The sequence below is a fragment of the Pseudomonas edaphica genome (assembly GCF_005863185.1).
GTDB classification, from domain to species: Bacteria; Pseudomonadota; Gammaproteobacteria; order Pseudomonadales; family Pseudomonadaceae; genus Aquipseudomonas; species Aquipseudomonas edaphica.
In genome coordinates this window covers 1-2084 of sequence record NZ_VBVZ01000851.1, presented here as the reverse complement: position 1 = coordinate 2084, position 2084 = coordinate 1, and the positions used below count along the sequence as shown (strand labels likewise).

Sequence of the window (2084 nt, the reverse complement as noted above, 5' to 3'; positions counted from 1 at the left end):
CAACAGGCCTTCGATCCACACCCGGTGTAAATCCACAGCACCGCTGCGCGCCTGCTCTGCCAGGGCATCTTGCAAAATGGCCTGCAAGCGCTGGAAGCGTTCGCCACCCAGGCGCTTGTGGATGTTGGCCAGGCTCTGGGTCAAGCGCTCGGCAAACAACGCCTGCCCGCTTTCGCCAAACACCGCGATAAATTCGGCGCAAAGATCAACCACGTAATCGCGCAGAATCCGTTCGACGCGGCCTTCAACACTGTCTTGCAGCCATACCATCGGGAAGGTCTGCATGCCCTTATGCAACGGCAACGGCAGTGCACAGCTGCCGATCATGCGGCTTTCGTCCTCGACCACAAACTGTTCGATACCGCCCGCGCGTTTCTTCAGCAGGTCCACCGCCAGGCGGTTCTCAAAGTCGATGTTGGACGGTTGCGCCGTCGCGCGCTTGCCGAAGCTGGAGCCGCGATGGTTGGCGTGCCCTTCAAGGTCCAAGGCATTGCGCAACTGGCTCAACACCTCGGTCTTGCCGGTCCCGGTCATGCCGCCGAGCAAGACGAAATCACACTCGGCCGTCGCTTGCTCCAGGGTTTCCAGCAGAAAGGTGCGCATGGCCTTGTAACCACCGCCGACGCGGGGATACTCGATACCCGCTTCGGTCTTCAACCATTGCTGCACGATCTGCGACCGCAGCCCACCGCGAAAGCAGTACAGGTAACCGTCGGGGTTGGCCTGGGCGAATTGCGCCCAATGCTCGATGCGCTCGGCCTTGATTGCCCCGGACACCAACTCATGCCCCAGCACGATGGCCGCTTGCTGGCCCTGCTGTTTGTAGCAGGTGCCGACCCGCTGGCGTTCGTCGTCGGTCATCAGCGGCAGGTTGACCACGCCGGGAAACGCCCCCTTGGTGAACTCGATCGGCGCGCGGGTATCCATCATCGGCCGGTCGTTGAGGAAGATGTCGCGGTAGTTGGTGATGTCAGTTGCCATCAAAACACCTCTACCGCGTGGGTCTGTCGCTCAACCAGTGCGCCGATTGGCTCAAGGCTCAGGCCCAGTTCTGCGGCCACAGAGTGAAACTCGGCGTCGCCCTCCGGGGTAACGGCGATCAACAAGCCGCCGCTGGTCTGTGGGTCGCACAGCACGCGCTTGTGCAGTTCCTGCAGACGCCCCAGCTTGCTTGAATAGCTGTCGAAATTACGCAAGGTGCCACCGGGCATGCAGCCTTGGTCCAGGTAGTCCTCGATCCCGGCCAGGCGTGGGACTTTGGCATATTCGATGCGGGCGGTGAGACCACTGCCGTCGGCCATTTCCACCAGATGACCCAACAGGCCGAAACCGGTGACATCGGTCATTGCCGTTACGCCGGCCAACTGGCCAAAACGGCTGCCACGCTTGTTGAGCGTGCACATCCAGTCACGGGCCAGGCCGATGTCCGCCTCGCGCAATTTGCCCTTCTTCTCGGCGGTGGTAAGGATGCCGATGCCCAGCGGTTTGGTCAGGTACAGCTTGCAACCCGCGGTGGCGGTGTCGTTGCGCTTCATATGGCGCTTTTGCACGATGCCGGTCACGGCCAGGCCGAAGATCGGCTCCGGCGCGTCGATAGAGTGCCCGCCGGCCAGCGGAATACCGGCGGCGTCGCACACCGAGCGGCCGCCACGGATCACTTCGCGGGCTACTTCCGGCGCCAGCACATTCACTGGCCAGCCCAGAATCGCAATGGCCATCAGCGGGTCGCCGCCCATGGCGTAGATATCGCTGATCGCGTTGGTGGCGGCAATACGGCCGAAGTCGAACGGATCATCGACAATCGGCATGAAAAAGTCGGTGGTGGAGACCACGCCGCGTTCGTCGTCGATGGCGTACACCGCCGCATCGTCACGCGAGGCGTTGCCCACCCACAGGTTGGGGTCGAGGTTCTGTGCGCCGCTGCCGGCGAGGATCACTTCCAGCACCTGGGGCGAAATCTTGCAGCCGCAACCCGCGCCGTGGCTGTACTGGGTGAGGCGAATCGGCTCGTTCATGGTGGACCTCAAGGTAACAAGTGGGCCGATTCTAACAGACAGCAAAAAGCCGGCTGGGCTCTTGTGAGC

Annotated in this window: 2 protein-coding genes; both read right to left on the bottom strand. The window is 62.4% G+C overall.

What is annotated here, in order from left to right; genetic code table 11:
• On the bottom strand, nt 1-981 hold a 981-nt coding region (gene mnmH, locus FEM54_RS31305; RefSeq protein WP_138454145.1), incomplete at its 3' end, for a tRNA 2-selenouridine(34) synthase MnmH.
• A complete protein-coding gene (gene selD, locus FEM54_RS31300) occupies nt 981-2015 on the bottom strand; it encodes a selenide, water dikinase SelD (protein WP_138454144.1) in 1035 nt (344 codons plus the stop codon). The genes selD and mnmH, both read right to left, overlap by 1 nt.
• Between the last annotated feature and the right edge of the window lie 69 nt (nt 2016-2084).